28 protein-coding genes and 1 other RNA gene are annotated in these 26,769 nt (G+C 64.8%); 11 read left to right on the forward strand and 18 right to left on the reverse strand.

Translation table 11 applies throughout. The annotated features are described in order from the left end of the window. Positions 1-63 precede the first annotated feature (63 nt). Both AB4099_RS01250 and AB4099_RS01255 read left to right on the forward strand, forming a co-directional pair. Positions 64-588 carry a DedA family protein gene (locus tag AB4099_RS01250; protein WP_113513671.1) on the forward strand — a complete coding sequence of 175 codons (525 nt, stop codon included), beginning with the start codon at positions 64-66 and terminating at the stop codon, positions 586-588. Positions 589-796: 208 nt separating this feature from the next. After that, the gene (locus AB4099_RS01255; RefSeq protein WP_441476754.1) at positions 797-1,171 is read left to right on the forward strand and encodes a ComEA family DNA-binding protein; all 375 of its coding nucleotides are present in this window, start codon (positions 797-799) and stop codon (positions 1,169-1,171) included. Positions 1,172-1,586: 415 nt separating this feature from the next. Here the strand turns inward: AB4099_RS01255 and ilvC are convergent, their stop codons facing one another. Together ilvC and AB4099_RS01265 are read right to left on the reverse strand one after the other, a co-directional pair. Then, positions 1,587-2,606, reverse strand: a complete 1,020-nt coding sequence (gene ilvC / locus AB4099_RS01260) for a ketol-acid reductoisomerase (RefSeq protein ID WP_043237478.1) — start codon at positions 2,604-2,606, stop codon at positions 1,587-1,589. Between the two features lie 21 nt (positions 2,607-2,627). Continuing rightward, positions 2,628-3,284, reverse strand: coding sequence for a TetR/AcrR family transcriptional regulator C-terminal domain-containing protein (locus AB4099_RS01265; protein WP_441476755.1), 657 nt, complete (start codon positions 3,282-3,284; stop codon positions 2,628-2,630). Positions 3,285-3,483: 199 nt separating this feature from the next. Here AB4099_RS01265 and AB4099_RS01270 point away from each other — a divergent pair, with 199 nt between their 5' ends. Then, on the forward strand, positions 3,484-4,029 hold the full coding sequence (locus AB4099_RS01270) for a DUF924 family protein (RefSeq protein ID WP_441476756.1): 546 nt from the start codon (positions 3,484-3,486) through the stop codon (positions 4,027-4,029). 15 nt (positions 4,030-4,044) lie between these two features. Here the strand turns inward: AB4099_RS01270 and AB4099_RS01275 are convergent, their stop codons facing one another. From AB4099_RS01275 to AB4099_RS01295, 5 genes are read right to left on the reverse strand one after another with little or no spacing between them, the layout of a single operon-like run. Then, entirely contained in the window at positions 4,045-4,266 is a 222-nt protein-coding gene (locus AB4099_RS01275) for a hypothetical protein (protein ID WP_441476757.1), read from the reverse strand. A gap of 9 nt (positions 4,267-4,275) precedes the next feature. After that, entirely contained in the window at positions 4,276-4,818 is a 543-nt protein-coding gene (ilvN, locus tag AB4099_RS01280) for an acetolactate synthase small subunit (RefSeq protein ID WP_069879874.1), read from the reverse strand. Positions 4,819-4,852: 34 nt separating this feature from the next. Further along, complete coding sequence (locus AB4099_RS01285; RefSeq protein ID WP_113513681.1) at positions 4,853-5,542, reverse strand: glutathione S-transferase; 690 nt, start codon at positions 5,540-5,542, stop codon at positions 4,853-4,855. Then, complete coding sequence (locus AB4099_RS01290) at positions 5,539-6,246, reverse strand: aspartate/glutamate racemase family protein (RefSeq protein ID WP_441476758.1); 708 nt, start codon at positions 6,244-6,246, stop codon at positions 5,539-5,541. Before AB4099_RS01290 ends, AB4099_RS01285 begins: the two co-directional genes overlap by 4 nt. 30 nt (positions 6,247-6,276) lie before the next feature. Further along, positions 6,277-8,037: an acetolactate synthase 3 large subunit gene (locus tag AB4099_RS01295; RefSeq protein ID WP_113513685.1), complete on the reverse strand. Its 1,761-nt coding sequence runs from the start codon at positions 8,035-8,037 to the stop codon at positions 6,277-6,279. Between the two features lie 317 nt (positions 8,038-8,354). Between AB4099_RS01295 and AB4099_RS01300 the strand changes: the two genes are divergently transcribed. Then, complete coding sequence (locus tag AB4099_RS01300) at positions 8,355-9,815, forward strand: GGDEF domain-containing protein (RefSeq protein WP_113513687.1); 1,461 nt, start codon at positions 8,355-8,357, stop codon at positions 9,813-9,815. A 2-nt stretch (positions 9,816-9,817) separates the two neighbouring features. Here AB4099_RS01300 and miaA read toward each other — a convergent pair whose 3' ends face one another. After that, positions 9,818-10,738: a tRNA (adenosine(37)-N6)-dimethylallyltransferase MiaA gene (gene miaA / locus AB4099_RS01305; RefSeq protein ID WP_441476759.1), complete on the reverse strand. Its 921-nt coding sequence runs from the start codon at positions 10,736-10,738 to the stop codon at positions 9,818-9,820. Between the two features lie 18 nt (positions 10,739-10,756). On the opposite strand from miaA, the gene serB reads away from it, so the two are divergent. After that, on the forward strand, positions 10,757-11,644 hold the full coding sequence (gene serB / locus AB4099_RS01310; RefSeq protein ID WP_441476760.1) for a phosphoserine phosphatase SerB: 888 nt from the start codon (positions 10,757-10,759) through the stop codon (positions 11,642-11,644). On the opposite strand, the gene AB4099_RS01315 is transcribed toward serB, so the two are convergent. The 8 genes from AB4099_RS01315 to AB4099_RS01350 all read right to left on the reverse strand — a co-directional run bounded on the left by AB4099_RS01315 (position 11,641) and on the right by AB4099_RS01350 (position 18,008). Beyond that, positions 11,641-11,976 carry a DHCW motif cupin fold protein gene (locus tag AB4099_RS01315; RefSeq protein ID WP_441476761.1) on the reverse strand — a complete coding sequence of 112 codons (336 nt, stop codon included), beginning with the start codon at positions 11,974-11,976 and terminating at the stop codon, positions 11,641-11,643. The genes serB and AB4099_RS01315 overlap by 4 nt on opposite strands. A gap of 152 nt (positions 11,977-12,128) precedes the next feature. Further along, on the reverse strand, positions 12,129-13,646 hold the full coding sequence (locus AB4099_RS01320; RefSeq protein WP_441476762.1) for a Do family serine endopeptidase: 1,518 nt from the start codon (positions 13,644-13,646) through the stop codon (positions 12,129-12,131). Between the two features lie 125 nt (positions 13,647-13,771). Next, the gene (locus AB4099_RS01325; protein WP_069879865.1) at positions 13,772-13,963 is read right to left on the reverse strand and encodes a DUF2065 domain-containing protein; all 192 of its coding nucleotides are present in this window, start codon (positions 13,961-13,963) and stop codon (positions 13,772-13,774) included. Between the two features lie 19 nt (positions 13,964-13,982). Next, complete coding sequence (hflC, locus tag AB4099_RS01330) at positions 13,983-14,900, reverse strand: protease modulator HflC (RefSeq protein ID WP_113513693.1); 918 nt, start codon at positions 14,898-14,900, stop codon at positions 13,983-13,985. Then, positions 14,897-16,063: an FtsH protease activity modulator HflK gene (gene hflK / locus AB4099_RS01335; RefSeq protein WP_441476763.1), complete on the reverse strand. Its 1,167-nt coding sequence runs from the start codon at positions 16,061-16,063 to the stop codon at positions 14,897-14,899. Before hflK ends, hflC begins: the two co-directional genes overlap by 4 nt. 150 nt (positions 16,064-16,213) lie before the next feature. Further along, entirely contained in the window at positions 16,214-16,738 is a 525-nt protein-coding gene (locus tag AB4099_RS01340) for a dihydrofolate reductase (RefSeq protein WP_441476764.1), read from the reverse strand. Continuing rightward, positions 16,735-17,217: a GNAT family N-acetyltransferase gene (locus AB4099_RS01345; protein ID WP_441476765.1), complete on the reverse strand. Its 483-nt coding sequence runs from the start codon at positions 17,215-17,217 to the stop codon at positions 16,735-16,737. Before AB4099_RS01345 ends, AB4099_RS01340 begins: the two co-directional genes overlap by 4 nt. Beyond that, complete coding sequence (locus tag AB4099_RS01350) at positions 17,214-18,008, reverse strand: thymidylate synthase (RefSeq protein ID WP_441476766.1); 795 nt, start codon at positions 18,006-18,008, stop codon at positions 17,214-17,216. Before AB4099_RS01350 ends, AB4099_RS01345 begins: the two co-directional genes overlap by 4 nt. Before the next feature lie 189 nt (positions 18,009-18,197). On the opposite strand from AB4099_RS01350, the gene AB4099_RS01355 reads away from it, so the two are divergent. The 6 genes from AB4099_RS01355 (at position 18,198) to AB4099_RS01380 (ending at position 21,425) form a co-directional block, all read left to right on the forward strand. After that, positions 18,198-18,503, forward strand: a complete 306-nt coding sequence (locus tag AB4099_RS01355) for a hypothetical protein (protein WP_441476767.1) — start codon at positions 18,198-18,200, stop codon at positions 18,501-18,503. Between the two features lie 36 nt (positions 18,504-18,539). After that, positions 18,540-18,902: a transfer-messenger RNA gene (gene ssrA, locus AB4099_RS01360) on the forward strand. 62 nt (positions 18,903-18,964) lie between these two features. Continuing rightward, positions 18,965-19,579 (forward strand): SspB family protein, encoded by a 615-nt coding sequence (locus AB4099_RS01365; RefSeq protein WP_441476768.1) that lies wholly within the window; start codon positions 18,965-18,967, stop codon positions 19,577-19,579. Between the two features lie 9 nt (positions 19,580-19,588). Continuing rightward, positions 19,589-20,983, forward strand: coding sequence for a class II fumarate hydratase (gene fumC / locus AB4099_RS01370; protein WP_441476769.1), 1,395 nt, complete (start codon positions 19,589-19,591; stop codon positions 20,981-20,983). 14 nt (positions 20,984-20,997) lie between these two features. Then, positions 20,998-21,204, forward strand: a complete 207-nt coding sequence (locus AB4099_RS01375) for a DUF4169 family protein (RefSeq protein ID WP_441476770.1) — start codon at positions 20,998-21,000, stop codon at positions 21,202-21,204. Further along, complete coding sequence (locus tag AB4099_RS01380; RefSeq protein ID WP_069879848.1) at positions 21,201-21,425, forward strand: ribbon-helix-helix domain-containing protein; 225 nt, start codon at positions 21,201-21,203, stop codon at positions 21,423-21,425. Before AB4099_RS01375 ends, AB4099_RS01380 begins: the two co-directional genes overlap by 4 nt. Before the next feature lie 116 nt (positions 21,426-21,541). On the opposite strand, the gene AB4099_RS01385 is transcribed toward AB4099_RS01380, so the two are convergent. Together AB4099_RS01385 and AB4099_RS01390 are read right to left on the reverse strand one after the other, a co-directional pair. Beyond that, the gene (locus tag AB4099_RS01385) at positions 21,542-25,138 is read right to left on the reverse strand and encodes an AsmA family protein (RefSeq protein WP_441476771.1); all 3,597 of its coding nucleotides are present in this window, start codon (positions 25,136-25,138) and stop codon (positions 21,542-21,544) included. A 106-nt stretch (positions 25,139-25,244) separates the two neighbouring features. Next, a complete protein-coding gene (locus tag AB4099_RS01390; protein WP_113513714.1) occupies positions 25,245-26,678 on the reverse strand; it encodes an FAD-binding oxidoreductase in 1,434 nt (477 codons plus the stop codon). Positions 26,679-26,769 lie beyond the last annotated feature (91 nt).

The following is a 26,769-nucleotide window of genomic DNA, read 5'->3' on the forward strand; positions in this document are numbered from 1 at the left end:
TGTTGCATCCGTAGCCCGGGACAGCGATAAGCCAGCGCCTTGGCCTGAAAGATTTCGACCCTCATGCAGCAACTCGAAAGCCTGATGCAGGGACTCGTCGAGTTCATGCGCACCAACCAGCAATGGGCGATCCCGATCGTCTTTCTGGTGGCCTTCGCCGAATGTGTCGCGGTGCTGTCCTGGCTCGTACCCGCCACGGTGTTCTTCACCGCCTTCGGCGCGGCGGCGGGAGCCTCCGGTCTTGACCTGGTTCCGCTGGCTTTCGCAGCCTCGCTCGGCGCAGGTTGCGGTTTCTGGATCTCCTATTGGGCCGGCCTCGTGCTCGGCCCGCGTATCGGGGAAACCTGGCCGCTCAAGAAGAACCCTGAACTGCTTGAGAAGGGTCATGCCTTCTTCGAGAAATGGGGTATCTTCAGCATTCTCATCGGTCATTTCTTCGGGCCGCTGCGGGCGGTCATCGCCATTGTCGCCGGCATCGTGAAAATGCCGTTCCTGCCCTTCCAGCTCGCCAACTGGGCCGCGTCCTTCGCCTGGGGCTTCGGCCTGCTCTATGGCGCCGGACGGCTGGCCGAGTTCGTGACGCGCTGACCAAAAGCCGTCCGAACGCTGAACAGCGCATTCAGCGCGGGTTCAGGCCAGAAGGCGCGAATTGGCGGCGTTGCGTCGCGATATCGCCACTCACCACTGCGAATCTGACGCGGCACGCCGAACGGCTCCAGGCTGCCGGCGTTGTCGAGGCGGGCGACCCGGCGCCTGTCCGATGCTACCCTCCCGGGCAGGACTATGGAGTCCAACCATGAGCCTTTCGCGCATCATCTCGCCGATCGTCGCCCTCGCGCTGACCGCCGGCTTCGCCTTCGCACAACAGCCCGCCACGCAGCCGAGCGCCCCCGCACGTGCCCCGGCCCCAGTGGCGGCGCCCGCAGCGCCCGCCGCTGGTACCGCCGCCAAGCCTGCACAGCCCGCAGCCGCCGCTCAGGTCAAGAAGATCAACATCAACACCGCAACCGCCGCCGAACTCGACAGCCTCAAGGGCATCGGCGAAGCGCGCTCCAAGAAAATCATCGAGGAGCGCACCAAGGCGAAGTTCAAGGACTTCAATGATCTCGTGAAACGCAGCGTCCTGCCCTCGAATGTCGAGTCCGAGATCAAGGACAAGATCACCTTCTGACCCCCGCATCCCTGCGAAGAGAAAGGCCTCCGGCGCAAAACGCCGGAGGCCTTTTCCGTTTTCGATGGTCCCGCGTTCTTCGCCAAATCCTGCCGCCTGACGCAAGCGCCCTTCAGTATCCGAAAAGTCCGAACACCGCGGCAAATACGATCACGAGCGACACTGCAAGCAAGGCCCGCGCACAGATAGGGCTGTCAATGACACTGTTCAGGTTCATCGTCCTCATGGCCGCCTCCACGTACGACTGCCCTTTCGAACGCATCGAACAGGAACCGGTTCCACGCCCGGAAAGGCGAGAGGGCGGACACACTACTGCATCCGCCCTCTCGAAATCAATGATTTGTTAACCCTCTCAGGCGCTTGGCGAGTGGTATTGCACCGGCTCGCCAGTCCGTGGGTCAGAGCCTGAGCCCGATCAGTTCTTGGTCTTGTCGACCAGCGCCTTGGCCTTGATCCAGGGCATCATGTCGCGCAGCTTGGCGCCGACTTCCTCGATCGGGTGCGCGGCCATGCGGGCGCGGGTGGCCTTGAACGAGGTCTGGTTGACCTTGTTCTCGAGCATCCAGTCGCGGGTGAACTTGCCCGATTGGATGTCGGTCAGCACGCGCTTCATCTCGGCCTTGGTCTCGGCGGTGATGATGCGCGGGCCGGTGACATATTCGCCGAATTCGGCGGTGTTCGAGATCGAGTAGTTCATGTTGGCGATGCCGCCCTCATAGATGAGGTCGACGATCAACTTCACTTCATGCAGGCACTCGAAATAGGCCATCTCGGGTGCATAGCCAGCCTCGGTCAGGGTCTCGTAGCCAGCCTTGATCAGCTCGACCAGGCCGCCGCAGAGCACGACCTGCTCGCCGAAGAGGTCGGTCTCGCACTCTTCCTTGAAGGTGGTCTCGATGATGCCGGCGCGACCGCCGCCATTGGCCGAGGCGTAGGACAGGCCGAGATCATGGGCGTTGCCGGTGGCGTCCTGGTGGATCGCGATCAGGGTCGGCACGCCGCCGCCGCGCTGATACTCCGAGCGCACGGTGTGGCCGGGGCCCTTCGGCGCGACCATCAGCACGTCGAGGTCCTTGCGTGGCTCGATCAGGTTGAAATGCACGTTGAGGCCATGCGCGAAGAGCAGCGCCGCGCCTTCCTTCATGTTGCCGTGCAATTCGTCGCGATAGATGTCGCCCTGCAGTTCGTCAGGGGTCAGCATCATCATGATGTCGGCGGTCTTGGCGGCTTCGGCCGGGGTCATGACCTTGAAACCGGCTTCCTCGGCCTTCTTGCGGGTGGCCGAACCGGCCTTCAGGGCGATGATCACGTCCTTCACGCCGGAATCGCGCAGGTTGAGCGCATGGGCATGGCCCTGCGAGCCGTAGCCGACGATGCAGACTTTCTTGCCCTTGATCAGATTGATGTCCGCATCGCGGTCGTAATAAACGCGCATAGGTTGCTCCTTGGTCTCGCGTTAGGGTTTTTCTTTGCCCGGAGCGGCTTCAACCGCGCCGTACAGAGTGAGGAATTGATCGGTCGCGCGCGCTGCATCGCGCTCGTTCTCCGCAGGGCTCAACACGAGCGCATCACCCAGCAGCAGCCTGATCTGCACATCGCGCCCGACAAGGCCGAGGAATGTGCGAAAGGCAGTCTCCGTATCATCGAAAGCCAGGAGCCCCGCCTCACGGCCCGCGTCAAGAACCGGCTTCAGGCGTTCGCCGATGGCGACACGCCCGTTCGCCAGCACGATCCCGCCGAGATTGCCGGCCTTCGATCCAGCCTGGCTGATGGCAATCCGGTTCAGTGCAATCGAGGTGTCGCTGGTGATCACATTGAGCCAGTTCGTCGCGAAACGCGTCAGGCTTTCGCGCAGCGTCAGGGCATCGAGTTTCTGGCGATCATAATTGCCGGCGCGCACCTTCGAGGCCTGCCACTGCACGGTCGCGGTCAGCAGGCCGTCACGATCGCCGAACCACTTGTAGAGGGTTTCCTTCGAGCAGCTCGCACGCCGGGCGACAGCCGTCATCGTCAGGTGCTCGCCCTTCTCGACCATCAGGCCAAGCACAGCATCCAGCACGGCCTGTTGCCGGGCTGTCAGTCCTTCGCTTGATGTGTCCGGAGTGGCGCTCAAGGATCAGTACCGTACGTTACGGTTCGGTCTCTACAGGAAGGTTTTTCTCAGCGCAAGGGCCAGCCTGCGAAGATCCTCGGCACGGGCCCGGCCGGGTTTCGCTTCCGCCCGGAATGCGTCAATCTGCGCCGCCATCCGCCCCGCCGGTTGGGGCAATTGCGCTTCACGGACAACGCGTTATTCGATCTGGAGATACAGTATGAGCTTGCCTACGGCCGCCGAGACCGTCGCCTTCTGGCGGCAAGCCGGACCGGATAAGTGGTTCGACAAGAACGACGCCTTCGACCAGGAAATCCGCGATCGCTTTCTCGAGGCCCAGCGCGCCGCCGCCGCGGCCAAGCTCGGCTCTTGGGAAGAGACCCCCGAAGGCGCCTATGCGCTGCTCATCTTGCTGGACCAGTTTCCGCGTAACCTGTACCGCGGCTCGCCCGGGGCCTTCGCCAGCGACGATCTCGCTGTAGCGGTCGCCGAGCGCGCCATCGCCCGCGGCTTCGACCAGCACTTCACCAATCCCGAGCGGCGCTTCTTCTACATGCCCTTCATGCATTCCGAAGAGCTGGACCATCAGGAACGCTGCATCGATCTGAGCCGCGCCTCGGGCGATGAGGACAGCACCAAATACGCGATCATCCATCGCGACATCATTCGCGACTTCGGTCGCTTCCCCCATCGCAATGCCGTCCTCGGCCGCGACACGACGCCTGAAGAGCGCGCGTTTCTCGACGCGGGCGGCTTCAGCGGCTGAGGCTGCCGCGGGAGGCTAGCCTCCTCCCGCGTGTTGGCTGGCGATGCGCTGCAGGAAGATCGCCGCAATCGTCAGCAGGAAGCCCGCCCACCACAGCGGCGAGCGCAGGCTCTTGCCGCTGCCGGGGGCTTCGGCCGGCGCCTTGCCATTGAGCCGCTGGATGATCGGCCAGGCGAAGCAGCCGAATCCGGCCGCCCCGAGCGCAAGCGCCACCATATTGAGCGAAGCCGCATCCATCGCCCTAGATCACATCGCCTCAGGGCCGCGGCTCATCGCCGCGATGCCCGTGCGCGAGACTTCGGTGAGCCCGACCACGGTCATCAGCTTGATGAACCGCTCGATCTCCTCGGTCGAGCCCGTCAGCTCGAAGACAAAGGAGGTCAGGGAGGCATCGAGCGTCCGCGCGCCAAAAGCCGCCGCAAGCCGCATCGCCTCGACCCGATGGTCGCCCTTGCCGACGACCTTGACCAAGGCGAGCTCGCGCTCCAGCGCCTCGCCCTGCAGCGTCAGGTCGACGACCCGGTGCACGGGCACCAACCGGTCGAGATGCGCCTTGATCTGCTCGATGACGTTGGCGGTGCCGGACGTGACCACGGTGATGCGCGAGATGTGCTTCTCGTGCTCGGTTTCCGAGACGGTGAGGCTCTCGATATTGTAGCCGCGGCCCGAGAACAGCCCGGCGATGCGGGCAAGAACGCCCGGTTCATTGTCGACGATCACTGCCAACGTGTGGCGAGCGACCGGCTGGATCTTGGGAGCGTTCGGATAATGCGTGGCTGACGTCGGCATCGGACACCTGCAGGAGCTGAAGCGGAATTCGGAACTAGACGTGACGGAGATTGGCGGTGGCGGGCTCGTCGACCTCGTCCTGGGCTACGATCCAGGGTTCGGCCAGGGCGGCCTTCAGCCAGTCCCGATAAGAGGGATGGTCGAGTACCGCGGCCATATAGGCGGCACTGACCGGATCGACCGGGATCGCGTAGGTATCGAGTCTGGTGACGATCGGCGCATACATGGCGTCGGCTGCGGAGAAGGCGCCGTAGAGGAAAGGGCCTCCTTCCGCCTCGCCGAAGCGGGAGCGAGCCTCGCACCAAAGCGCGGTGATGCGTGCGACATCCCTGGCGACGTCGACCCCACGATCGCGTGCAGCAAAGCGCTTGCCGAGATTCATCGGACAGGCCCGGCGCAACGCAAAGAAGCCGGCATGCATCTCGCTGGACATGGCACGGGCATGGGCTCGCGCCGCCCGGTTCCTCGGCCAGACCCCGAGGTCGGGATGGCTGTCATGCAGATATTCCATGATCGCGAGCGTCTCCCACGTCGCGATATCCCCGTCGACCAGCGTCGGCACGGTGCCGCCGCTGCCGGGAGCCTCGGCGAAGATCGCCTCCTTGAAGCCGGGCGCGTCGAGCAGGACGAGCGTCTCATCGAAGGCAATGCCCTTGGCACGGAGCAGGAACCAGGCCCGCAACGACCATGACGAGTAGCACTTGTTTCCAATCAGGAGCTTCATGCCGCCTGGCTCGCCATTTCCTGGCTGAAATCGAGTGCGGCTTCGACATGCAACGCCGTCGTGTCGAAGACCGGGATGTCGAAATCGGCCTGCGAGACCAGGAAGGTGATCTCGGTGCAACCAAGGATCACGCCATCGGCGCCCTGCCTTACGGCCGCTGCGACGATATCGAGATAGCGCGCCTTCGAGGCAGGCTCGATCCGGCCACGGCAGAGCTCCTCGTAGATGATGCGATGGACATCGTCGCGTTGTTCCGCATCAGGAACCATGGCCTCGACGCCGAATGCGGCGAGCCGCTCCCGATAGAAGGCCTGCTCCATCGTGAAGCGCGTGGCCAGCAGCAGCGGCCGCCGCGACGGGCTCTTGCGGATCGCCGTCGCGGTCACGTCCGCCAGATGCAGGAAGGGCACGCGTGTCGCGGCCGTGATCCGGTCCGCGAGCTTGTGCATCGTATTGGTGCAGAGCAGGATACAGTTCACACCCGCCCGCTCCAGCCGGATGGCGCTGTCGGCCAGGAGATGGCCGGCCGCAGCCCAGTCGCCGCTCGCCTGCATCTCGGCGATCGGTGCGAAATCGAGCGAATGCAGCAGCACATCCGCAGAGTGCAGCCCGCCCCGAAGGGCGCGCACCCGTTCATTGAGCAGCCGGTAGTAAACCGCAGTCGATTCCCAGCTCATGCCGCCGATCAGGCCGATCGTGCTCATGCCCTCATCCTCTCGCCTGCTCGCTGAACGTCAGACAAGCTGCTTGCCCTTGGCGTCGATGATATCGCCCGTATTTCCCTCGAAGTCGGGCAGGATCATCTCGTTATGAGCCTTGCCCGACGGGATCATCGGGAAGCAGTTCTCTTCCTTCGCCACGAGGCAGTCGAAGATCACCGGCTTTGGCGTATCGATCATCTCGCGGATCGCGTCATCGAGCTGCTCCGGATCCGAGCAGCGGATGCCATGGCCGCCATAGGCTTCGGCGAGCTTCACGAAATCGGGCAAGGAAGCTGAATAGCTCTCAGAATAGCGCCCGCCATGCAGCAGTTCCTGCCACTGCCGGACCATACCCATGTATTCGTTGTTCAGGATGAAGATCTTGACCGGCAGCCGGTGCTGCACTGCCGTCGACATCTCCTGCATATTCATCAGGATCGAGGCTTCGCCGGCGATGTCGACGACGAGGGACTTCGGATGGGCCATCTGCACGCCGATCGCCGCCGGCAGGCCGTAGCCCATGGTTCCAAGTCCGCCGGAGGTCATCCAGCGGTTCGGCTCCTGGAAGTGGAAATACTGTGCTGCCCACATCTGGTGCTGGCCGACCTCAGTGGTGATGTAGGTGTCGCGGTCCTTGGTCAGTTCATAGAGCCGCTCGATCGCGTATTGCGGCTTGATGACAGCGCCGGACTGCTTGTAGCCAAGGCTGTCGCGCGCGCGCCAACCGTCGATCTGCCCCCACCAGCCTTTCAAGGCCTCCTTATCGACCTGCGGGCTGGTCTCACGCCAGATGCGAACCATGTCCTCGAGCACATGTGCGCAATCGCCCACGATGCCGATATCGATCTTGACGTTCTTGTTGATCGAGGACGGGTCGATATCGACATGGATCTTCTTCGAGCGCGGCGAAAAGGCGTCGAGCCGGCCGGTGATGCGGTCGTCGAAGCGCGCGCCGATATTGATCATGACGTCGCAGTCATGCATCGCCAGATTGGCCTCATAGGTGCCGTGCATGCCCAGCATGCCAAGCCATTGCTTGTCGGCTGCGGGGAAAGCGCCCAGACCCATCAGCGTCGAGGTGACGGGATAGCCGGTCAGCCGCGCCAATTCGCGCAGCAGCGCGGAAGCGTGCGTGCCCGAATTGATGACACCGCCACCGGTGTAGAAGACCGGCCGTTTGGCCTTGGCCATCAGCTCGACCGCCGCCTTGATCTTGTTGAGGTCACCCTTGACGGTCGGACGATAGGTCTTGTGCTGGTTGTCGCGCGGACGGGTGTACTCGCCCTTTGCGAACTGAATATCTTTCGGGATGTCGACGACGACCGGCCCCGGACGACCATTGGCCGCGACATAGAACGCCTCGTGCAGGATGCGCGGCAGATCCGCGATGCTCTTCACGAGATAATTATGCTTGGTGCAGGATCGCGTGATGCCGACCGTATCGCATTCCTGGAAGGCGTCGGAGCCGATCAGATGCGTCGGAACCTGCCCGGTGATGACGACAACCGGGATCGAGTCGAGCAATGCGTCAGTCAGCCCGGTGACGGCGTTGGTCGCACCGGGACCGGAGGTCACCAGGACACAACCAACCTTGCCCGACGAGCGTGCATAGCCCTCCGCTGAATGGACGGCACCCTGCTCGTGCCGGACCAGAATGTGCTTCACCTTGTCCTGGAGGAAGAGCGCGTCATAGATCGGCAGCACGGCGCCGCCGGGGTAGCCGAACAGATGTTCGACGCCTTGATCCTGAAGCGCGCGGACGACCATTTCCGCGCCGGTCATCATCTCGCTCATGTCGTTCTCCTCGGGGGTCTTCGGTTCAGTTCAGGGAAAATGGGCAATAAAAAAGGCCCTCGGAGGGGCCTGGGCGTGCGCTGGCGTCAGGGGCCAAGCGGTTTGTTCAACCGCCCCCTACCAGCGCACCCGTACGAGAATAAGCTTGCGCATTGCGCCCGACACCCTTTGCAATAGTTGCGGCACGCTAGACGACCGATTTGGCATGGTCAAGCCGCAAAAGCTCATGGCCGTCAGTTCCGAAAATCCCATGACGAAAGGGAACACTTTTTCAAGAACGGCCTTGCTAAGGTCCTTGCGCGCGAAACGGGGCCGCCATGTATCAGGAAGTGCACACCGAGAATATTGTCGAACGCGCCCATGCGCCGGAAGTGGCCGAACTTCTGCAGCGCTTTGCCCTGCATGCCCCTGGCGCAGGCGGCGTGCCTTACGAGGCGCTGCTCCAGGACCTCATGCCCCGCTTCGGCGACGATCTCATGGTCTGTGTCCCGACCGGAGACGGCGACTATCGCTATGAGCATTACGGCCGCGAAATCACACGCTATGTCGGCGGCAGCAGGCAGGGCGAACGGATCTCGCAGATGACCCCTCAGGTCGCCCGGTTCACGATCCAGTGCTATGATCAGGCCCTGATGCACGGCAAGCCAACCTACACGGTGCATCGCTCGCTCAAGACCGTCCGGGTCTGCCTCTGGGAGAGACTGGTCCTGCCGACCACCGGCGCCAATGGTGACCGCTTCCTTGTCGTCTTCAGTCGGCCGCTGCAATTCCGAGAGGAACTGCTGACCACGGTTCTGGAAACCTCGCCCAGCGGCATTGTCGCATTGCGGGCCGTGCGCGACGATGACGGCAACATCGAGCGCACGATCATCATCACCGCCAATCGACGAGCCGCTCTGATGGCCGGTCATCCCGACGAGAACCTGCTCGATACGGACGCCCGCACGAGCCTGCCCTTCCTCTCTGACGCCATGATCTGGCGCCGCTGCCTCTATGCCATCGAGCTGCGCCGCAATGACATATTCGAATCCAGCTTTACCGTGAATGGCCGTGAGATCTGGCTCCAGCTCGCGCTGGCTCCGCTCGGCGATGGGCTGGTGATCACGCTCACCGACATCTCCGAGCTGATGATCGCCAACCTGACGCTGCAGAGCCGTGCCGCGACGCTGGCGCTCGAGATCGGCCGGGAGCGCGCAACCCGGCGTGCGCTGTCACATGAAATCGGCCAACGCGAGGAACGCGAGCAGGAACTGCGCCGCCTTGCCGAGACAGATCCGCTGACCGCACTCCTGAACCGGCGCTCCTTTATCGAGAAGGCCAATCTCGAAATCCTCGCCTGCGAAACCGATGGTGACGATGCGTCCCTGATCATCGTCGACATCGACCACTTCAAGAGCGTCAACGACACCCATGGCCATGTCGCGGGCGATGCGGTGATTAGAGCCTTCGCCGATGTCCTGCTTGGCCTGGTCAGGCCCGAGCGCGATCTGGTGGGGCGTTTCGGCGGCGAGGAGTTCGCCGTCTTCCTGCCGCGCACGGGCTCCGCCGCCGCCATGCGCATCGCCCATCGAATCCAGGATGCGCTGGCGATGCGCGAGCTGCCGACCTCCGAGACGATGTCCCTGCGTGTGACCGCGAGCCTCGGGGTCGCGACCCGCGAGGGTGCGGAGAGCTTCGCGGAGTTCTTTGCGCGCGCCGACAGCGCCCTATACCGCGCCAAGCATGAAGGCCGTGACTGCATCCGCTTCGCCGGGACAGACGTCGCCGAGGCCGCCTGATCTCAGGCCGGAGTCTCCAGCTCGCGCAGCGCAAAGCCGAGAGCCGCCTCAGGCGCTACCGCGGACCAGCCTGCCATCTGGTGACGGAACCATGTGACCTGCCGCTTCGCATAGGCGCGCGTGTCGGCCTGCCCCCTCGCAATGGCTTCATCGAGGCTGAGCGTCCCGTCGAGATAGGAGATCAGGCCGGGCACGCCATGCGCGCGCATGACCGGCAGGAGGGGATCGAGCCCGCGCGCCCGTAGCGCCGCAACCTCGTCAAGGGCGCCCTGCCCCATCATCTGCTCGAAGCGTCGATCGATGCGAGCGCGCACCAGGTCGCGTTCGGGAGCAACGAAGAGCCGGAGCAGCGCGCCCCCGTCCAGCGGACCCGGCTTTCGTGCGCCCTGAAAACTCGCCAGCGACCGTCCGGTCGCCGCAAAGACTTCCAGCGCTCTCATGATCCGCATGCGGTCGCTCGGCCGCAGCCGCCCGGCCATGACGGGATCGCAGCTTTGAAGTTCGCTATGAAGCGCAGCCGTCTCGCGCGCCTCGGCATGGGCACGAAAGGCCGAGCGAACCTCTTCGGGCACCGGCGGGATTTCCGAAAGGCCCTCGGTCAGCGCCTTGAAGTAGAGCCCCGTCCCGCCGACCAGCACGGGAAGCGACCCGTTGCCCGCGAGCTCGTCGAGGATCGCGTTGACATCGGCGACATAGCGCATCGCCGAATGGTTCACGGCGCCGTCGACATGGCCATAGAGACGGTGAGGAACCATCGCCTCATCGTCGATCGTCGGCCGCGCGGTGATGATCCGCAGATCGGCATAGACCTGCATCGAATCCGCATTGACGACGGTCCCGCCAAAGCGGCGCGCGATCTCGATCGCCAGCGCGGACTTGCCGCTCGCCGTCGGACCTGCGATGAGCACCGCCCTGTACGCCACGCTCAATCGGTCCTTCTCATGCTCGTCGCGACACTTGTTTCCGCTCACGGCCAGGCGCTGCTGAGCGACGCCCTGCTGACGCGTCTCGCCAATGCCGTATCCGGCGTAACCCGGCAAGCCCGCCTCGATGGCGAGGTCGCAGCAGACCTCTTCGCGGATGGGCCGGACGTACGCAAGCTCGAAGCCGAGATTCGTGCAGCGCTCGACGGAAGCGCGGTCGATGTCATCGTCCAGCCGGCTGCGACGCGCCGCAAGGCGCTGTTCCTCGCCGACATGGATTCGACCATGATCGGTCAGGAATGCATCGACGAACTTGCAGCCTATGTCGGGCTCAAGGACAAGGTCGCAAGCATCACCGAACGCGCCATGCGTGGCGAGATTGCTTTCGAGCCGGCACTGCGCGAGCGTGTGGCGCTGCTGAAGGGCGTCCCGGCATCGGTCGTGGACGAAATCATCCGCGAGCGTATCACGCTGACTCCCGGAGGCCGGCAGCTGGTACGCACCATGCGCGCCAACGGGGCCTATACTGCGCTGGTCTCGGGTGGCTTCACCGTGTTCACGGGCCCGCTCGGCGCCACCATCGGCTTCGACGAGGATCGTTCCAATACGCTCCTCGTCGCAAACGGCGTCCTGACCGGCGAAGTCGAAGCCCCCATCCTCGGCAAGCAGGCCAAGCTGGACTCGCTCGTCGAACTGCGCGAGCAGCGCAGCCTTTCACGGGCAGCAACCTTGGCCGTCGGCGACGGCGCCAACGATCTCGCGATGCTCGGCGAGGCCGGGCTTGGCATTGCCTTCAGGGCGAAACCGGCGGTTGCGGCCGCGGCGGATGCCCGGCTCGACCACGCGGACCTGACGGCTCTGCTCTACGCGCAGGGCTATCGCGGCGACGAGATCGTCAAGCACTAATCGACGATGAACAGCTTCGCGCCCCTGGGCGCCCGCGAGCGATGCGCTTCCGCCTGATCGGCGACCTGATAGCTCATGCCAGGCCGGAGCGTGAAGGCGCGCCCGTCCTCCAGCAATGTTTCCAGCTCACCTTCGAGGCAGAGCAGGACATGCCCCTTCGAGCACCAGTGGTCCGAGACGTAGCCCGCGGTGTACTCGACCATGCGCACCCTGATCGCATTCTCCGAGGGCCCGAAGAAGCGCGTGCGCCAGATCGCCTCGCCCTCCTCGCCGGGATGGCGTTCCGGTTCCACTGAATTCCAGTCAACCGTTCCGAAAGGAATCTCGCTCATCCGCATCGCATAGCCACTCCGCTGCTCGTCGTCCTGATCGCACACCGGACAGGGCGTAACCAATGCAAATTGCTCATCGGCCTGATCGCAATCCGCAGACATGAAAAGGGCGGCCACGAGGGCCGCCCTTTTCATGTCGAAGACCGGGTTGGTCAGTTCATTGTGACTGCGACGAACCGGACCTCGCCCTGCCCGTTCGCGACCAGAAGCAGAGCCGACTTCTTGCCCTCCTTCTTCAGCGCATCCAGGCGCTTGGTCACGTCCTCAGGCGAGTTCACCGCCTCCTGGCCAACCTCGACGATCAGTTCGCCGATCGAGATGCGCTTGTCGGCGGCATTGGAGTTGGGATCGACCTTGGTGATCACCACGCCCTTGGTGCCATCCTTGATCGAGTAGCGCTTCCTGAGCTCGTCCGTCTGCTGCGAGAGTTCCAGACCCAAGGCCGTGGTCACGGCGGGCTTGGCCGGTTCGGCATTCGGCTTGGCAGAGGCCTGCTGGACCTTCTCACCATCCTCGAGGCGGCCGAGCTTGACCGTCTTGACGACTTCCTTGCCCTTGCGGACCACAGTGATCGGCGCATCCTTGCCGACCGCCGTACCGGCGACAATCCGCGGCAGATCGCGCGAATCCTTCACTTCCTTGCCGTCGAATTTGACGATGACGTCGCCAACCTCAAGACCTGCCGGCTTGGCCGGGCCCTTGTCATCGATGCCGGCGACGAGCGCGCCGCGCGCGGTGCCGAGACCGAGTGCCTCGGCCGTGGCGTCGTCGACGCTCTGGATGCGGACGCCGAGCCAGCCGCGGCGGGTCTCGCCGAACTCACGGAGCTGATCGACGACATTGACCGCCAGCGACGAGGGAACCGCAAAGCCGATGCCGACGGAGCCGCCCGTCGGCGACAGGATCGCAGTGTTGATGCCAATGACCTCACCGGCCATGTTGAACAGCGGGCCACCGGAATTGCCCTTGTTGATGGCCGCATCGGTCTGGATATAGGTGTCGTAGGGGCCCTGCTGGATATCGCGGTTGCGGGCCGAAACGATGCCCGACGACACGGAACTGCCGAGGCCAAACGGATTGCCGATCGCCATGACGGGATCGCCGATCCGCATTTTGTCGGAATCGCCGAATTTGACGGCGTCGAGCGGCTTGTCGTGCTTCACGCGCAGCACCGCGAGATCGACCTTGGTGTCCTTGCCGATGATCTCCGCCTTCAGGCGCAGGCCACTGTTGAAGATCACCGTGATCTCGTTGGCGTCGCCGATGACGTGGTTGTTGGTGACGATGATGCCGGAAGGATCGATCACGAAGCCCGAACCGGCCGATTGTGACCGTCGCTGCTGCGGCGGCTGGCCCTGGCCCTGCTGGCCCTGACCGCGGCGGTTGAAGAACTCCTCGAACAGATCGCCAAAGGGCGTATCGGGGCCGAGCTGCGGCAGTTGCGGCAGGGTGCGGCTGCGCGTGTCGCTCGTCGTGACGGCCGAGATGTTGACCACCGCCGGCATCACCCGCTCGGCCAGGTCGGCGAGCGAAATCTGCCCCTGGACCAGTGGCGACGCTGCCATCGGCGGCTGGGCCACCGCGGGGGCGGCCAGCAGCGGCAGCGCTGCGACGCCGGCCACGAGCGCGGCCCGCGCGAGCCCGGAAGCGGAAACGGTTTTCAGTGCCATCAATCAGGGTCCTCGTGAAGAAGCAGGCCGATCATGCGGCCAGGATGTTGGCCTAGAGATTGAACCTCAAATTGCGGCGGAAGGGCGACACACAATCGCGTCACCCGGCATTCCGATCGCCGCTCCTACACCCCAACGCGCACCAGCCAGACGAGCAGCACCCCGAACACGGCTGAACCGATACCGATCAGCCGCATCCGCTCTGCTGGCGTCTCCGCCGCGCTGCGCAACGCATCCTTCGCCAGATTTGGAATCGCGGCGAACAGGATGCCTTCGATGGCGAAGACGAGGCCGAGCGCCGCGATGAAATCCAGCATACGCGACGCTCGCTATCGATCAGGGATTGGCCGCCGGGGCCGGCGTTGCAGCCGAGCTCTGGGGGCGTCCGGTAGGGTCGTTGAAGTAGCGGAAGAACGGTGAATCCGGCGAAAGCAGCATCCGCGTGTCCCCCGGCTTGATGCTCGCCTCATAGGCCTGCATCGAGCGATAGAAGGTGAAGAACTCGGGATCCTTGCCGAAAGCCTCGGCGAACACCTTGTTCCGCTCGCCTTCGCCCTCGCCTCGGATCTCATCCGAACGACGCTGGGCTTCGGCGACGATCACGGTCGCGTCACGCTCGGCGCGGGCCCTGATCTCCTGCGCCTGCTGGGCGCCAAGCGCACGCGCCTCGGCAGCTTCGCGCTGACGCTCGGTCTGCATGCGCTGGAACACTGCCTGCGAGTTCGCTTGCGGCAAATCGACCCGACGCAGGCGGACATCGACGACCGTCATGCCGAAGCGGGCCGCCTCGCGGTTCACGTCGTCGCGGATGCGGCTCATCAGCCGCGACCGGTCGGTCCGGACCACCGAGATGAAGCTGGCATCGGCGAGGACCGCGCGAACCTGACCATTGACGATCGAGGCAAGCTGCGAATTGGCCCGCGGGATGTTGTTCACCGCCTGGTAGAAGCGCAGCGGATCGGAGATCCGGTAGCGCGTAAAGGCGTCGACGACGAGCCGCTTCTGATCCGACGCGATGATTTCCTGGGCGGGAAGGTCGAGATCGAGGATGCGGTTGTCGAGCAGCGTCACCTGCTCGAAGGGCGCCGGCAGCTTCAGATAGATGCCCGGAGCGGTGACGACGCTGCGGACCGCGCCGAAGCGCAACACGATGGCCGACTGGGTCTGCTGGACCACGAAGGTCGCGGCATAGAAGACGATCGCGGCCACGGCGAGGACGACGAGCGCACCAATGCGCAGGATGGAACCGTTCATCGGGTCGCTCCCGCCTGCGGCGCACCCGGCGCAGCGCGCCGTTGCTGGAGTTCGTTCAGCGGCAGGTAAGGCACGACACTTTGCCCGTTACCCCTCTGGTCGAGGATGATCTTGTCGGTGCCACCGAGCACACGCTCCATCGTCTCGAGGAAGAGACGCTCGCGGGTCACGGCCGGTGCCGCCTTGTACTGCAGATAGACAGCATTGAAGCGGCTGGCCTGGCCTCGGGCTTCCGCGACGGTCTGCTCCTTGAAGGCTTCCGCCGACTGGACCAGTTGCGCTGCGCGACCACGCGATTCCGGCACAACGCGATTGGCATAGGTTTGCGCTTCGTTGCGCAGCCGTTCCTGGTCGGAGCGCGCTGCCTGGACGTCCCGGAACGCGTCAATGACCTGCTGCGGCGGATCGACCTTCTGCAGCTGGACGAGGCGAATCTGCACGCCAGCCTTGTAGCTGTCGAGCGTCTCCTGCATCAGCTGGCGCACCTCGGTCTCGATGGCCGCACGATCCGTCGTCAGCACGGGCTGGATGTTGCGCTGGCCGATCACCTCGCGCATCGCGCTCTCGGCCACGGCTTTCACCGTGCCCGGCGGATCCTGGATGTTGAAGACATAGTTTTCCGGCGCGGCAGGATCGATCTGCCACTGCACGATCACGTCGATATCGACGATGTTCTCGTCGCCGGTCAGCATCAGGCTCTCTTCGCCGACATCGGTCTGGCGCGAAGTGCGCACCGATTCGATGGTGCGGAAACCAACTTCGGTCGTGATCACATTGGTGACCTGCGGCTTGATCACGCTACCGATCGGATAGGGCCAGTTGTAGTTCAGGCCTTCGCCGGTCTTGCCGATGTATTTTCCGAATCGGAGGTTGAGACCAACCTCATTGGGCCTGACGATATACCAGCCCGTCATCAGCCAGATCACGATCAGGGCCAGGATACCGAGAGCCAGGCCACGTCCGCCGAGGTTGCCGCCCGGCAGCAGATCCTTCAACCGATCCTGACTGCGGCGCAAAATTTCTTCCAGATCCGGTGGCGAACCGCCGCCACTGCCTCCGGGGCCCTGCCCCCACGGGCCGCCGCCGCCACCACCACCTCCGCGCTGGCCCCAGGGTCCTCCCCCGCCGCCACCGCTACCGCCGCTCTGGTTGCTCCAAGGCATACTCGTGCCGTTCCTCACATCTGTACCACACGTGCCATAGGCGAACGGCGGCTGTTTGTCAGCGCCCTTAGGGAACGCGTGTCCGTGACTTGGTCATCGGACACGGATTCGTCAACGACGCAAGCCCTTCATCGTCAACGGAAACCGCGTTCAGGCCCGGCGGCGAAAGGTCGCGAAGGTGAAAGCATGCTCGTCATCGGCACTGCGAGGGTGGTTCTCCTGCTTCACGCGCTCGAACGCAGCCCTGTCCCAGACCGGAAAAAGGGCATCGCCTTCGGGCTCCGCATGGACCTGGGTCAGTTCAACCCGATCGGCCAGCGGCAAGGCCTGGGCGTAGATCTCTGCGCCCCCCGCAACAGTGACGGAATCCGCGCCCATCGCGAGGCCGAGCCGCTGGCCGGCCTCGATCGCCTCGTCGAGGCCATGCGCGACATGAACGCCATCGGCATGAAAAGCGGGATCGCGGGTCAGGACGATCGTCTCGCGCCCCGGCAACGGCCTTCCGATCGAGAGAAAGGTCTTGCGCCCCATCAGCACCGGCCGCCCGAGCGTCAGGCCACGAAAATGCCTGAGGTCCGTCTTCAGCCGCCAGATCAGCCGATTATCGTCGCCGATCACGCCATTGTCGGCCACAGCCGCGATGACGACGATCGGAAGGCCCCCCGGAGCGCTCATGCGCTCTCTCCCAGCCGCCGCAGCGCCTCGCCGTCCAGGCGTTTGACCGTCCACTCCGATTGCGCATTGGCGCCGAGCGAGCGGTAGAACACGCGCGAGGGCTCGTTCCAGTTCAGCACCCACCAGGCGAGGCGCGGCAGCCCCTCGTCGAGGCAGCGCTTCGCCAGCCCCGCGATCAAGGCCTTGCCGATGCCCTTGCTGCGGAATTCAGGCCGGACATAGAGATCCTCGAGCCAGATGCCATGGCGGCCCGAAAAGGTCGAATAGGTGTAGAACCAGACGGCGAACCCCGCAGGCGCTCCGTCCCATTCTGCGATATCGCAGGCGACTTTGGGATCGGACCCGAACAGCGCCTGCGCGAGTTGCTCTTCGCTGGCCGCGACCTCGTGCAGAAGCTCTTCGTATTCGGCGAGCTCCCTGATGAAGGTCAGGACGAGACCGGCCTCGGTGGGGCGGGCGGGACGGATGGAAAGGGTCATATTGCGATCGGCGCCTTGATACCGGGATGGGGATCGTAGGCTTCGATCGTCACATCCTCGAAACGGAAATCCTCGAGCCGCGCCACGTCCGGATTGAGCGTCAGCCGTGGCAGCGCGCGCGGCTCCCGGCTGAGCTGTAGCCGGGCCTGATCGAGGTGATTCACATAGAGATGCGTATCGCCGAAGGAGTGCACGAACTCACCGACGCCAAGCCCTGTCACCTGGGCGACCATGTGGGTCAGCAGCGCGTAGCTCGCGACATTGAACGGCACGCCGAGGAAGACGTCGGCCGAGCGCTGATAGAGCTGGCAGGAGAGCTTGCCGTCGGCCACGAAAAACTGGAACAGGCAATGGCACGGCGCCAGCGCCATCTTCGGGATATCCGCCGGATTCCAAGCTGAGACGATCAGCCGTCGCGAATCGGGGTTTCGCCGGATTTCGCTCACCAGCCAAGCGATCTGATCGATGGTGCTGCCGTCTGGCGCCGGCCAGGAGCGCCATTGCCGTCCATAGACGGGGCCGAGGTCGCCATTGGCATCTGCCCACTCATCCCAGATGGTGACGCCGTTCTCTTGCAGATAGCGCACATTGGTGTCGCCGCGCAGGAACCAGATCAGCTCGTGAATGATCGATTTCAGATGCAGCTTCTTGGTCGTGACCAGGGGAAACCCCTGCGCGAGGTCAAAACGCATCTGATGGCCGAACACGGCAAGCGTGCCGGTGCCGGTACGGTCGTCCTTGCGGACCCCCTCGCTCAGGACGCGTTGCAATAGCTCGTGATACTGGCGCATGACGACGCTTCTAGCCGGATTCGCGTGCCATTCCCAAGAGACGGAATCGCATCGTCCAGAGCCATCGCATTGCGAGCAGCGCATGCGCTCACGGCAATGCGATAAGCCGCAAGGAAGCGCCTCAGACCAGCCGAAACAAAGCCATGATTGAACCGCTCCCTGCTTCTGCTCAGGCTAAGGAGAACCAAAATGTCGATTCGCAGCGCAGTGTGGTTCCTGCCGGTCGCCATCCTGCTCTCCTTCCCTGTCGGGGCAGCCAACACCATGCCGCCCCCCGCGCCGAACACCCGCGAGATCTCGATTACCGAAGCCCGCGAGATCGCTATCGATCACGGCATGGTCTGGATCGAGGATATCGAGCGCCATGGCGGTCGTTGGGAGCTCGGCGGTGTCGACAGCAACGGTGCCGAGATCGCGATCGATGTCAGCGTCAGCGACGGCAGGATCCTCAGGATCATCCGGGATGAGCCCAATCTCGATATCCCGCCTCGATGAGAGCCGGCGAAATTGCTTCGGATGGAGTGACGATGCTCTCTTTCCCCGCGCGCTCCGAGTGCCTATATTCAGTTTGCCACTCGCAAGAGCGGCTATGGCGATAAACGAACGTCGAAATAAGCCTTTCGGACCCGGGGGCGGTACCCGGCGCCTCCACCAGAGCCCGTACGCGATTCGCGAGACGGGTTCCGGCGGGGGCGAAATAGGATCGACGAGGGTGTAAAGGTCGTTCTTTTGCTCGGCATGGTTCCGCCGTTATCGGGCCATTGCATAGTTGCCAACGACAACAATGCTCGGGTTGCTGTCGCCGCGTAAGCGGTGCTGGTTCCCAAACCAAAGTCCTTGCGTTTAGCCGCGTAAGGCGGGGCTCGGAGGCGCCTGGCAACAGAAGCCTCCACTTTTTTATGCGAGGGCCGGCGACTTTCTGCCTTGCTCGGAAGCGGACACGGATAGTCGACACGATGGTACAGGATATTCTTCGCTACGATCTCATGGTGCAGGACGCGCTGAAGGGTGTCGTACGGAAGATCCTGGCCGAGGCGAGCCGCGACGGCCTGCCGGGCGAGCATCATTTCTACATCACGTTCCGCACGACGGCCCCGGGCGTGCGCCTGTCGCAGCGCCTGCGCGAAAAGCACCCCGACGAGATGACGGTCGTGCTCCAGCATCAGTTCTGGGACCTCAACGTCAGCGACCACGCCTTCGAGGTCGGTCTCTCGTTCTCCGGCGTGCCCGAAAGGCTGCTGGTGCCTTTCGATTCGATCACCACCTTCTTCGATCCCTCGGTTCAGTTCGGCCTGAAGTTCGAAACCCAGGACGCTCCTGAAGAAGCCTCCACGAACGATCAGACCGTGGGAGCCGTAAAGGCGCCACGCGGAGCCGGGTCCGAGCCCAGCGTGGCCGCCCCGACACCGCTTGCCCTTCCGGTAAAGCCACAATCTGCAAGTGCCACTGCCAAGAACAAGGCAGCCACCGACGACGAAGCGGACCCGGCGAAGGCCGACGCCGGCGCCGATGGTGACGAGAGCGGCGGCGCGCAGGTCGTCAGTCTCGATTCCTTCCGCAAGAAGACCTGATCAGAGCCTATGCCGGACACCCGCACAGAGACTGACTCCTTCGGCCCCATCGCCGTTCCCGCAGATCGCTACTGGGGTGCCCAGACCCAGCGCTCGCTTGAGAATTTCCGCATTGGCGGACCGAGCGAACGTATGCCGCTGCCGCTGATCCATGCTCTCGTGCTGGTCAAGAAGGCCGCCGCCCACGTCAATGCCCGGCTGGGGTTGATCGACCAGCGTGTTGCCGGCGCCATTGGCCAGGCAGCGGATGAAGCATTGGGTGGCCGCTTCGACGACCATTTCCCGCTTGTCGTCTGGCAGACCGGCTCCGGCACCCAGACCAACATGAACGTCAACGAGGTCCTCTCCAACCGCGCCAACGAGATCCTCGGCGCCGGCCTCGGCGCGAAGAGCCCGGTTCACCCCAACGATCAGGTCAACCGCGGCCAGTCGTCGAATGACTCCTTCCCGACCGCGATGCATATTGCCGCGGCGCTCGAGATTTCGCGCCTGCTGCTTCCGTCCCTGCGCAAGCTCGAACAGGCGCTGCAGGACAAGGCGCAGCGCTTCGCGTCGCTGATCAAGATCGGCCGGACGCATCTCCAGGACGCGACACCCGTCACGCTCGGCCAGGAATTCTCGGGCTACGCCACGCAGATCCATCTCGGCATCGGGCGGATCGAAGCCTCACTCGGCGGGCTGCATGCGCTGGCCCAGGGCGGCACGGCGGTGGGCACCGGCCTCAACACGCATCGCGACTTCGCCGCCTTCTTCGCCAAGGAAATGGCGGGGCTCACCGGCCTGCCCTTCCGCCCCGCCGCCAATGCGTTCGAGGCGTTGGCGAGCCATGGCGCGCTGACCGCCGCCCACGGCGCGCTCGCCGCGCTCGCCATGGATCTGTTCAAGATCGCCAATGACATTCGCCTGATGGGCTCGGGCCCACGCTCGGGTCTCGGCGAGATCAGCCTGCCCGAGAACGAGCCCGGTTCCTCGATCATGCCCGGCAAGGTCAATCCGACCCAGGCCGAAGCCTTGACCATGGTGGCGACGCAGGTTCACGGCAACCAGGCGACAATCGGCTTCGCCGCGAGCCAGGGCCATTTCGAACTGAACGTCTTCAAGCCGGTGATCGCCGCCGCCTTCCTGCAATCGGTCAGGCTGCTTGCCGATGCCGCCGACAGCTTCCGCGTGCACTGCATCGAAGGGATCGTCGCCAACGAGGATCGCCTCGCCGAATTGCTGTCCCGCTCGCTGATGCTGGTCACGGCACTGGCCCCGGCCATCGGCTACGACAAGGCTGCCAACATCGCCAAGGCCGCCCATCACAACGGCACGACCCTGCGCGAGGAAGCTCTGAGGGCCGGTGTCGATGCCGAGTTGTTCGACAGCACGGTGCGGCCCGAGCGCATGCTCGGCCCGTCCTGAACAAGGCGGGCGGTATGGCAGAGATCATCAATCTCCGGCGCGCCCGCAAACAGCGCCAACGCGTAGCGGCCGAAGCCAAGGCCGATCAGAACCGAATCGACTTCGGACGGAGCAAGGCCGAGCGCAGCCTGGCTGAAGCGCGGCGCGAGAAGGCTGCCCGCGAACTCGATGGCCACAAGCTTGCACCCCCGCCCGACGACAAGGGCGAGATTCCGCGGTGAGCCGCGAGCGCAAACATTCTCTCGCCATTGCCGGGCACCGCACCAGTGTGTCTCTCGAGGAACCGTTCTGGGCGGCACTGAAGGAGATTGCAGGACAGGAGCGCCGCACGCTTGCTGCACTCGTCGCTGATGTGGATTCCCGCCGCGGCGAGGCCAACCTCTCCTCCGCGCTGCGCCTGCACGTGCTGGCGCATTACCAGCGCCTGGCGGGACGAGGCTGACCTGCATCGCCTCGCCGCCGGAGCCAGCTCCGTTCAGTTGCAAGGCTCTGCACAGGCACGCTGCTTCAAACCGGAAGGCACCTGAAACACGGTGTGAAGCTTTTGTATCGGCCTGGCTACGGGCTCCGCGAGAGCGGACGCGGCACGGGCTCTATCTGCAGCGGCGGGCCGAGCGAGGGAGCCGGTGTCACCGGTCGCAAAGTCTGCTCCGGAAAATTCTCGCGCGGTGCGCCGGGCAGGATCAGTGGACCACCTTGCAATTGAGGTTGGGCTGCTCGCGTCGCCGCGGCACGCGCCTCAGCCTCCGCTCGGCGCCGCGCATCCTCCGCCCGCCTGATCTCTTCGGCCCGGCGCTGCTCCTCGAGACGCTGCGCCTCGAGAGCGCGCCTTGCCTCGTCCTGGGCGCGCGCTTCCGCGGCGCGACGCTCTTCTTCCGCGCGCTTCTCCTCGGCAACGCGGCGCTCCTCTTCCGCCTTCAGGAAGTCCGCGAGCTTGCGATCGTTCTCACGCATCTCGCGCTCGGCGCGCAGGCGGCGCGCATGCATGGCGCGCTCACGTGCATCCGCCTCGAAGGCTTCGACCCGCTCCATCTCACGCGCCAGCGCTCGCGCCGCCACGGCATTCGCGAAAGCGCCGACATCGGTCTCGCGCCGCAGTCCCGATAGCGGCCCGCGCCACGCCACGCCAAGTGTGGGCGCCGCCATCGACCAGCCCTTGGGCATTGGGCCGAGTGGGCGCAGTCCCAACCGCAGATCAGCCGTCAGCGCCCTGAGGTCGATCACTCCGCTGGCCTCGGCCTGGAGATCCCCGCGCTCGATCGTCAATGGTGCGAGCCGCACGAGGCCACCGGCCAGCGTGAAGGGCAGCGTGACATCGCCCAGAGGCCATGAGCCTCGGTCGAGCGCATCCGCCAGCCGACTCTGCAAACGGCCGGTTTCGCTTTCGGATGCATCCTCTCCGGTCCCAGCGATGACGCGGGCATAGCCGCCGGGATCGAACCGGGTGAGGCTCGCGCCTGCTATGGTGAAGGTCCCCGCGCCCCCTAGCCCGGCAACCAATCGCGCCGGGCTCTCTCCGGAACCGCCGCCCTCCACTTGGCCCGACAGCTTCCCGGCAAGGGCATTGCCGGTGAGCATGGCGAGATCGAGCTGCGACAGGGCGATCCGGCCGGAGAGCTGCGCAAGCCCACCTTCACGCCGTGCCGTTAGCCGCCCGGTGACCTTGCCACCGGCATAGCTTCCCGAGAGCGCCTCGATCTGGATTTCGCCAGGGTTGGCATGCAGGGCGAAAGCCGCATCGTTCAGGGCGATATCGTCACTGACCCACAGGGTTTTGGCTTCGACCGACAGGCTGATCTCGCCTAGGCCCAACGCCGTGCCGAAACGGGCGGCCGACCAGTTGCTGCCCGGAGCCGCTGCCGCTGTTCCCAGGGACGAGCCGATCACACTCCGCAAATCGGCGCGGGGCAGCGAAAGCTTGCCGGAGACTGGCCCCTCCCTCGGCAAGGTCAGCGTCCCGCGCGCACTGTTTCCGCCAAGATTGGCGACGAGACCATCAAGCGCGATCTGGTCGGCGTCGAAACGAACCATGCCATGCGCGTCCAGCACGGCATCGGGCAAGGCGCGCGCGATCCCCTCCGGCAGGATCTGGCCGGGACGATCCGCCTGCACGGAGAGGCGTGGCGCATCCGCGCCTGCCTCGCCGTCGACCACGATAGACAGTCCTGGCCCTGCCAGCGATCCGCTGAGGCGAGCTTGCTGACGGTCGAGAACGAGGCGGCCCGATCCGCCCTGCATCGGTGCCGGCAGGCCAAGAGCGGCGAAGAACTGTCGACGATCCGCAAGATCAAAGCGCAGATTGGCTCCGGTCCATGTCCCGCTCCGGTCCAACCGAGCATTCAGGGTCAGCGTTCCGGCTTGCGCGCCGCCCTCCAGCAGCAGGGCCGTGTCGCCGGCGACCGTGCGCGTCAGGCGATAGCTGGCATCCAGCTGTGAGAGCCCGTCCCCGGCGCGCCCGAGCGATTGGCGGAGCGCCTCCGGCAGAAGTGGCCCGGCAAGGGCTGCAAGCGCTTCAAAGCGTGGTGCACGAATGCGACCGGTGATTTCGCCCCCTTCCGGCAGCAACGCACCGGCGCCGTTGACTGAAACTCCGCCAAACCCGTCGACGGCAAGCCGGCTGAGCCGCCAGTTGCTGCCTTCGCGCGCGAGAGCGAGCTGGGCGGTACCGGGTGGTGCATTGCGAAAACGGGCTCCGCTCAGAGACAGGTCGAGCGCCAGGTCGCGCGCCCCGATCAACCCGGCAAAACTCCCGCTTGCTGGCAGGGTATTGAGATCGAGCCCCTGCACCGCAAGCTTTGCGGCCAGCCGATCCGCCGCAATCTCTCCGGCCCCGTCCAGCCTGACGCCGGAAGCTCCAGCGACGGTCAGTCGCTCGAAGCGCAGTTGTTCGGAGCCCCAATCGCCGACCGCTTCCGCATCGATCCGCCTCAGATCTGCGATCAGGTCTGAGAGGGCTGGATCGAGCCCGGCCCGCGCCAGCGCCAGCCCGACGCGGCGCGCGTCATCCGCCTTGAGGTTGAGCTTGCCACGAAATCCTGCGGCGTCGATCGCGCCCGTTGCACCGACCAGGGCGCCTGCGACGCGCAGCGAGGCCGATGCATTGGCCAACCCGACTTCGTTCAGCCGCCCACGCACGGCGACAGCCGAGAAATCCTCGCCGCGCCACGCGAGTTGATCGAGATCGAGGCTGAGATCGAGCGCGCCGGGAAGCCCGCGCAAGGCGCGCGCAAAGCCAGCCCGTTCGCCAAGAGCCGTGGCCAGCGCGTCGCCATCCACGCGCCGCGACCGCAAGGCAATCGAGCCTGTGCTTCGCATCGGCAGGAACTGTCCCTCGCCCTCCAGCCGGGCGACGCCGCCGGCAAGATCGACCGTCAGCCCGCTCAGGTCGAGCAGGTGGCTGCCGCCGCTCACCCGCCCCGAGAGGCTGACTGCTCCACCCGGCGCAGCCGTGAACAAACCGTCCAGTCCTGGTGTGACGCCGCCCTTCTCCGTCGGCAGCAGGAAGGCGCCGTCAAAGCTGAGCTGCCCCTCTTCGCCCGTCACGGTGGCCTTGGCGCGCAGACGACCATCGGGCTCTATCGTTCCGGTCGCGAGGCGTAACGACGAGCCGCCGACCTCGCCCTCCATGCGCCATGGGCCGGCAAGGCTGACCGCGGTGAGTTCCGCAGCGATCGGCGACACTGTGACGGGTTCCTTGCCCGCCTCCCGCCAGATCAGGGCCGAGCGGCGGATGCTGAAATGGTCGAGGCTGGTCTGCACCGGCAGGCCTGCACCAATCGGATGCGGCAGCAGCACCGCGCCTGCATCATTGACGACAAGCGAGAGCGTCGCGCCTTCGACATCAGCGTCGGAGAAACGGAACTCGCCACGTGCAAGCGCGGTCAGCGCCAGCTCGACGGTGAGATGCTCGATCGTCGCGTGGCTCGCCTGTCCGCCCTGATCGCCTAGGCGGACATCGGTCAGGGTCAGCCGCGGCGACGGCAGCAACCTCAGGCCGATGCCGCCGGCAACGCGCGTTTCCGCGCCGAGCGTAGCGCTGAGGCGCTCCTCGATCTGCGGTCGATACAGTCGCCAATCGACAAAGCCCGGTCCGATCAACGCGGCCAGCAATGCCAGCACGAGGAGACCGGCCAGGACGGTCAGGGTCTCACGCACCTCTTTGGATCATCCCTCTTGTCGGCGGTTATGCGATCTTGCCGCCAACTCGCGGCGAGATCACGACATTCCAGTTCCCGATACCGCCGCGCAAGCTGCCTGGATGTCACAAGACCAGGATTTTGCCAGGATTGAGGATATTTTGCGGGTCGAGCGAGCGCTTGAGCAGGCGCATCACATCCAGTGTCGCCGGGCCGTGCTCGATCTCGAGATACTTGATCTTCTTCTGGCCGACGCCATGCTCGCCTGTGCACGTGCCTCCCATGGCGAGTGCGCGCTTCACCAGCCGGTCGATGAAACCGCGGCAGCGCTCCATCTCGTCCTCATCGGCGAGATCGACGAGTGGCTGGGTATGGAAATTGCCGTCTCCGACATGTCCGGCGATCGGGGCGATCAAACCGCTGGCCTCGATGTCGCGCTTGGTTTCCTCGACGCATTCAGCAAGCTGAGAGATCGGTACGCAGACATCGGTCGCAACCGATTCAACGCCCGGCCGCAACGCGCGGGCAGCCCAGTAGGCGTCGTGGCGAGCCTGCCAGAGCTTGGTCCGGTCCTCGGCCTTGGTCGCCCAGTCGAACGGTCCACCGCCGAAGTCGGCAGCAATCTCGCCGAAGCGCTCCGCCTGCTCTTTCACGCCCGCTTCCGTGCCGTGGAACTCGACGAAGAGCATCGTCGTCTCCGGCAAGCCGAGCTTGGAATGCAGATTCACGCCGCGGATCATCACATCATCGAGCAGTTCGATGCGCGCGACCGGCAGACCGGACTGGATCGTCACGATGGTCGCGTCGCAGGCTGCCTTCACTGAAGGGAACGGGCAGACGCCCGCCGAAATCGCCTCCGGGATACCGTGCAGCTTGAGCGTGACCTCCGTGATGATGCCGAGCGTGCCCTCCGAGCCGACGAGCAAACGGGTGAGATCATAGCCGGCGGAAGTCTTCCGCGCGCGGCTGGATGTCTTCACGACCGAGCCGTCGGCCATCACCGCGGTCAGGGAAAGGACATTGTCCTTCATCGTGCCGTAGCGCACCGCATTCGTGCCCGAGGCGCGTGTCGCCGCCATGCCGCCGATGGACGCATCCGCGCCAGGATCGATCGGGAAAAACAACCCCTGGTCGCGCAGATGCTCGTTGAGTTCCTTGCGGGTCACGCCGGCTTCGACGACGCAATCAAGATCCTCGGCATGAACGGCAATGATGCGCTTCATCTGGCTGAGATCGACGCAGACGCCACCGAAAGGCGCGTTGACATGGCCTTCGAGCGAGGTGCCCGTGCCGAATGCGATCACGGGGACACCGTGGCTCGCACAGAGCTTCACGATCTCCGACACCTCTTCGGTGCTTTGCGGATAGACGACCGCATCCGGCGGCTGGTTCGGAATCCAGGTCAGTGTGTGGCCATGCTGCTCCCGTACCGCCTGGCTCGTCACCAGCCGGTTGCCGAATCGGGCGGCGAGCGCCCGCGTCACTGCCTCGATCGCAGCCGGCGACGGCGGCAGGGTTGCGGCAGAGGCGGCATGAGAAGCAGTTGCAAAAAGGCTCATTGTCTTTTTCCGGGCTTGGCGCTTAACTTGGAACTGGTCGGCTTCAGCGGTTGAATCGGACGAGGCAGACCGTAGCGATAGCAGGCGTGTT

Source organism: Allobosea sp. 2KB_26 (genome assembly GCF_052115715.1).
Lineage (GTDB): Bacteria > Pseudomonadota > Alphaproteobacteria > Rhizobiales > Beijerinckiaceae > Allobosea.